The organism is Roseateles sp., from assembly GCF_036404855.1.
Classification (GTDB): Bacteria; Pseudomonadota; Gammaproteobacteria; order Burkholderiales; family Burkholderiaceae_C; genus Pelomonas.
The window spans coordinates 1-5,973 of record NZ_DASWYS010000188.1 but is presented as its reverse complement, the minus strand read 5'-3'; the positions used below and the strand labels follow the sequence as shown (position 1 = coordinate 5,973).

Here is a 5,973-nt window from a genome sequence, read left to right as displayed (position 1 = left end):
TGGAAGCTGAGCTGCGGGCCAGTCGCGCGCAGTTGGCCCGCACCGGCTCGCTCGCGGGCGTGGGCGGCTGGGTGCTGGAGCCGCGAGGCGAATGCTTGCTGCTGTCGGAGGAATGCCGCCGCATCCTCGGCGCGGCGGCCGGGCCCGCCCTCCCCCTCGCGCAGGCCCGCGAGTTCATCCAGGACGAGGACTGGCAGGCGCTGCGCAGCGCCATCGACGCAGCGGCCTCGCAGCAGCGCCCGTTCGACCTGCTGGTGCGCCAGTGCACCGACGACAGGCAGCCCCGCTGGCTGCGCGTGACCGGTGAAACCGAGGCCGTGCCGGGTCGACCGCCGCGCGTCGTCGGCGCCCTGCAGGACGTGACGGCCCTGTTACTGGCCCAGCGCCGCGCCGAGGAAGGCGAGCACACGTTGCGCTCGGCCATGGAGGCGGTGGACGAGGCGTTCGCGCTCTTCGGCACCGACGAGCGGCTGCAGTTCTGCAATGAACACTACCGCCGCCTCTGCGGCGCAGCCCCCGGCGCCCGGCTGATCGGCATGCGCTACGAGGCGCTGCTGCGCCAGGCCATGGACCAAGCCGGCTTCGTGCCCGATTCAGGGGACCCCGAGGTCTGGGCCGCCCAGCAGATCGGCTTCTTCCGCGAGGGCTTCTCGGACCAGCGCTTCCGTCTCGGCGATGGCCGCTGGATACGGGCGGTCAACCGCCTCACCGTCGACGGCCTGCACGTCGTGTTCCGCGTCGACGTCAGCGAAAGCCATCGCCAGATCGAGGCAGCGGACGCTGCAGCGCGCAGCAAGGGCGAGTTCCTGGCCAACATGAGCCATGAGATCCGCACGCCGCTCAACGCGGTGCTCGGCATGATGCAACTGCTCGGCCACACCCGGCTGGACGCCGAACAGGCCGGTCTGCTGGCCAAGGCCGACGGCGCGGCGCGCCACCTGCTGGAGCTGCTCAACGGCATCCTCGACCATGCCAAGGCCGAGGCCGGAAAGCTGGCCCTAGACCCGCAGCCCTTCGATCTCGCACGCCTGCTGGACGAGCTGCGCACGCTGCTGACCGCCAACCTCGCCGACAAGCCACTCGCGCTGACGATCGAGGCCGACCCGCGCCTGCCGCGCTGGCTGTTGGGGGACGCGCTGCGGCTGCAGCAGGTACTGATCAACCTGGGCGGCAACGCGATCAAGTTCACCGCGCAAGGCCGCGTCGAGCTGCACCTGCGGCTGCTGGAAGCCGCAGGCGACGCGCTGACGGTGCAGTTCGTCGTCAGCGACACCGGCATCGGCATCGCCCCCGCGCAGCAGGCAGAGGTCTTCGCGGCGTTCAGCCAGGCCGAAGCCTCGACCACGCGTCGCTTCGGCGGCACGGGTCTGGGCCTCGCGATCAGCCATAAGCTGGTGCGGCTGATGGGCGGCGAGCTGGGACTGCACAGCGAGCCGGGTCGCGGCAGCATCTTCTTCTTCACGCTGCGGCTCACCGCTGCGCAGGCGCCGGTGCGGCTCATGCCACCCGCCGCGCCCCCCGTGCCCACGGTCCCGCGGCTGGCCGGGCTGCGTCTGCTGCTGGCCGAGGACAACGCGCTCAACCGCGAGGTCGCGCTCAAGCTGCTGGGCCGGGAAGGCGCGCGGGTGGATTGCGCGCACGATGGCCTCGAAGCACTGGCCGCGCTGCAGCACACCGACTACGACCTCGTGCTGATGGACATGCAGATGCCCAGACTGGACGGCCTGCAGGCGACGCAGCAACTGCGCAAGAACCCGCACTGGACGGCTTTGCCGGTACTGGCCCTGACCGCCAACGCCAGCCCCGCCGACCATGAGGCTTGCCTGGCCGCCGGCATGGACGGCCACATCGGCAAGCCCTTCGACGCCGACACGCTCTCGGCCACCATCCGGCAGTTGTGCCGGCAGGCCGCGCTGGACGACGCTGGCGCGCTTGCACGCCTGGGCGGCGACAGCCTTTTCTACCGCCAGTTGCTGCGCCGATTCGCCTCACAAGCCCGGACTCTGATCCAGCGCGTCCACGACGGCGGCGATGGCGACGCGGCCCATCAGCTCAAGGGCATGGCCGCTGCCATCGGCGCCCGGCGCCTGGCGGCCGCCAGTGCCGCGGTCGAAGCCGGCCGGGCGGGCGCACAGCGACTGGACGCCGAATTGGAGACCGCCCTGCAGGCTGCCGCCGCCTGGCTCCAGGCGCCCACGCCGGGCGGGGAACCACTCGCCGACGCCTTGTGCTCGCTGGCAGACAGCTTGGAGCAAGCATCGCTGGACTGCCTGGAGCGCTATGACGATCTGTTGGACCGTTATGGCGCGGAGCTGGGCGATGCACTCTGCCCGCTGCGCCAAGCCATGGACGACTTCGACACCCCGGCCGCCGCCGCCGCCTGCCGGGCACTATTCACCTCCTTGGCCGCCGCCCGTCGGAACCGTTGACGCCCCGGGTCACGTCGCTATGCTGGATCGCCGCACCCAACTTGCGAGGCTCGCATGCGAAGCAATCTGCCGGTGACCCAGAACAGCTATGCCTTCCCCGCGGACCAGACGCTCATCTCCATCACCGACCTCAAGGGTCGCATCACCTACTGCAACACCAATTTCGTCACCGTCAGCGGCTTCACGAATGCCGAACTGATGGGGCAGCCGCACAACATCGTGCGCCACCCCGACATGCCGGAAGAGGCCTTCCGCGACCTCTGGGAGACCATCCAGAGCGGGCTGCCCTGGGGCGCACTGGTGAAGAACCGGCGCAAGAACGGCGACTACTACTGGGTGCGCGCCAATGCCACGCCGGTGCGCGACGGTGAACGCATCGTGGGCTATCTGTCGGTACGCACCCGCCCCACTGACCAGGAGGTGCGCGAGTGCGAGCAGCTCTATGCCGTGATGAACGCCGAGGCAGCCGCCGGCCGGCGCGTGCACGCCCTGCATCACGGCGAGGTGCGCCGCGTCGACCTGGTTGGCCGCCTGCTTCACGCGCTGCGACCCCAACTGCGCGGCCAGATCATCTGGCTCACCGCGCTGGCAGCCGCCGTGCCGCTGCTGGCGGCTTGGGCCGGCGCGCCGCTGTGGGGCATGCTGCTGGCCGCGCTGGTGGGCACGGGCGTGGCCAGCGCCGGCCTGCTCGCTTCGGCCGTGCGTCCGCTGGGTAACGTCATCGCCACGGCCAACCAACTGGCCGGCGGCGACCTGACCCGCAGCGTCGCCGTGACCGGTCGTGGCGAGATCGGCCAGCTTCAGCTGGCGCTGGCCCAGCTCACCGTGTCGGTGCGGACCGTCGTGCGCGACGTGCGCCACGAGGTGGCCAACTTGCTGGGCGGCGCGCAGGAGATCGCGACCGGCAATCAGGACCTGTCAGCCCGCACGGAATCACAGGCCAGCAGCCTGGAGCAGACCGCTGCGGCAATGGACCAGATTGGCGGCACCGTTCGCCAGACCTCGCAGCTGGCCGGCGAAGGCGCCCAGCTCGCCCGCGACACCGGGACGGTGGCCCAACGCAGCCAGGAGGCGGTGCACACCGTGGTGGACACCATGCAGGACATCGCCGAGTCTTCGCGCCGCATCGGCGACATCATCCAGGTCATCGAGGGCGTGGCCTTTCAGACCAATATCCTGGCGCTGAACGCGGCCGTGGAGGCTGCGCGTGCTGGCGAGCAGGGGCGCGGCTTCGCTGTCGTCGCGAGCGAGGTGCGCGCACTGGCCCAGCGCACCGCCGGCGCGGCGAAGGAGATCCGTGCGCTGATCGAGGAGTCGCGCAGCCGCGTCGAGGCCGGCGGTCAACGCGCGGGCGACGCCAAGCTGCGCATGGACGAGGTGACCGATGTGGTGGCGCGCGTGACCCGCGTGCTGGAGCAGATCGACAGTGCAGCACGCGAGCAGTCCATCGGTGTTGGCCAGGTGGGCGAGTCCGTGCAGCACCTGGACTCGATCACGCAGCAGAACGCCGCGATGGTGGAACAGCTGGCCGCCGCCGCCAGCACCCTGAACTGCCAGGTCGGCCAGGTGCACAACGCCATCCGCGTGTTCCGCCTCACCGACAAGGACAAATCGCTGGCCGAGACGGATGCGGTGGAGCTGCGCAAGCTGTCCCGAGACGAGGCGCCAGCGCCCCCCGCCGTGCCGGCCCGCTCCCCTGCCAAAGCGAAGGCCAAGCCTCCTGCCGCCGCGCCCCGCAAGCCCGTCGCCCCCCGGCCCGTGATCGCTCCACCGCCACCCGCGCAGGCCGGCAACGCGCATGACGATGACTGGCAGAGTTTCTAGGTGAGGATCAGCAGGGACAATCCACACTCGACTGCCCTGCTGTATCCGCCCCATGAGTCCTGACGCCTGCCCTCCCTTGTCCCCCACCCCGGCCAGCGGCCAGCGCGAGCTGGTGCTGCGCGTCATGCCCATGCCGGCGGACTCGAACGCAAACGGCGACATCTTCGGCGGGTGGATCATGGCGCAGGTGGACATCGCCGGCTCCATCCTGCCGGCGCGCATCTCGCGTGGTCGCGTCGCGACGGTGGCCGTCAACGAGTTCATCTTCAAGCAACCGGTCTCTATCGGCGACCTGCTGAGCTTCTACGCGACGATCACCCGGATCGGCCGGACGTCCATCACCGTGCATGTGGAGGTCATGGCCGAGCGCGACCCGGAGAACCTGCACATCGTCAAGGTGACCGAGGCCAACCTGACCTACGTGGCCATCGACCGCGAGGGCAAGCCCAGGTCCGTGACGACCTGATCGGCCAGGGCCTCGGCCCACAGTGCGTAGCCGCGCGGGCCGGGGTGGAAACCGTCCTCGGCCATCAACGCGGCGGCATCGCGCTGCATGGCCCGAGGCAGGTGCAGCACGCGGCGCGACGCATGGCCGGCCACGGCCGCCTCCAGCGCCGCGTTGAACTGTGCTGCCTGGCGGCCGAAGAACCAGCGCAGCGGCTGGGGCAGCAGCGGGAACTGCTGCATGGGCGGTGCCGCGCAATGCAGGCTTAGGCGCACGCCGGCGCGATCGACGGCGAGGGCATGGATCCGGTCCAGCGCAGCCAGTGCCCGTGACGACGCGACCTGATCGACAACGTCATTGACGCCCAGCGACGTGATCAGCACGTCGGCCGGCGCCAGCTGAGCCGTCTCGATCGCGGCGAGCGCCTGTTCACTGCGGTGACCGCTGGTGGCGATGAGCTGCCAACCCACCGGCTGGCCGAGACGTCTCGCCAGAGCCTGGGCGAGGCGGCCCGCCAGGGCTTCGTCCTGATGCGCCGCACCAACGCCTGCGGCGGAGGAGTCACCCACCATCAGGAAGCGCAGCGCAGGCCCCTCGGCCGCACGCGGCCCGGCCGCCTCGGGCAGGCGCAGCGCGGTCGCCCGCACCCGGCGCCCCTGCAGGATCAGCAAGGGGCCGAGCCCGATTTTCGTGAGCGTCAGGAGAATTTGGTGAAGTCCGGCGCGCGTTTCTGGAAGAAGGCCTGGAAGGCCTCCATCGCCTCGGGGCTGCGCAGGCGGGCGCCGAAGATGCCGGCCTCCCGGGTGATCGCGGCCTTCACGGCGTCGCGCTGCGCATCGCGGATCAGCTTCTTGCTGTCGCGCACGGCGCCGGGCGCCAGGTGGTTGAAGCGCTCGGCGATACGGCGCGCGTGGTTCAGCACCTCGCTGCCCGGCAGCACGCGGTTCGCGATGCCGCACTCCACGGCCTGCTCACCAGTAAAGGGATCGCCCAGCAGCAGCTTTTCGGCCGCGCGTCGATTGCCCATCAGCTGGGGCAGCACGACGCTGGACGCGAACTCGGGCACCAGGCCCAATGCCACGAACGGCATGGCCAGACGGGCGTCGTCGGCAACAAAGACAAAGTCGCAATGCAGCAGCATCGTCGTGCCGATGCCGATGGCCGCACCGGTGACAGCCGCGACGACCGGCTTGCCGCAGTCCACCAGAGCATGCATGAACTGGAATGTCGGCGCGTCCTCGCCGCGCGTCGGGCCGGCCATGAAGTCTTCGAGAT

At 70.5% G+C, this 5,973-nt stretch carries 5 protein-coding genes; 3 read left to right on the top strand and 2 right to left on the bottom strand.

What is annotated here, in order from left to right; translation table 11 throughout:
- From VGF12_RS12600 to VGF12_RS12590, 3 genes are all read left to right on the top strand, one after another.
- The coding region (locus VGF12_RS12600; protein WP_331176384.1) for a hybrid sensor histidine kinase/response regulator at window positions 1-2,429 on the top strand (2,429 nt) is incomplete at its 5' end.
- Between the two features lie 54 nt (window positions 2,430-2,483).
- Window positions 2,484-4,253 (top strand): methyl-accepting chemotaxis protein, encoded by a 1,770-nt coding sequence (locus VGF12_RS12595; protein WP_331176383.1) that lies wholly within the window; start codon window positions 2,484-2,486, stop codon window positions 4,251-4,253.
- Between the two features lie 52 nt (window positions 4,254-4,305).
- Complete coding sequence (locus tag VGF12_RS12590) at window positions 4,306-4,719, top strand: acyl-CoA thioesterase (protein ID WP_414710079.1); 414 nt, start codon at window positions 4,306-4,308, stop codon at window positions 4,717-4,719.
- Here VGF12_RS12590 and VGF12_RS12585 read toward each other — a convergent pair.
- On the bottom strand, window positions 4,671-5,369 hold the full coding sequence (locus tag VGF12_RS12585) for an SGNH/GDSL hydrolase family protein (protein WP_331176382.1): 699 nt from the start codon (window positions 5,367-5,369) through the stop codon (window positions 4,671-4,673). The two genes, VGF12_RS12590 and VGF12_RS12585, sit on opposite strands and share 49 nt — an antisense overlap.
- 26 nt (window positions 5,370-5,395) lie before the next feature.
- Window positions 5,396-5,973, bottom strand: a 578-nt coding sequence (locus VGF12_RS12580; protein WP_331176381.1) for an enoyl-CoA hydratase-related protein, incomplete at its 5' end; no start/stop codon positions are given.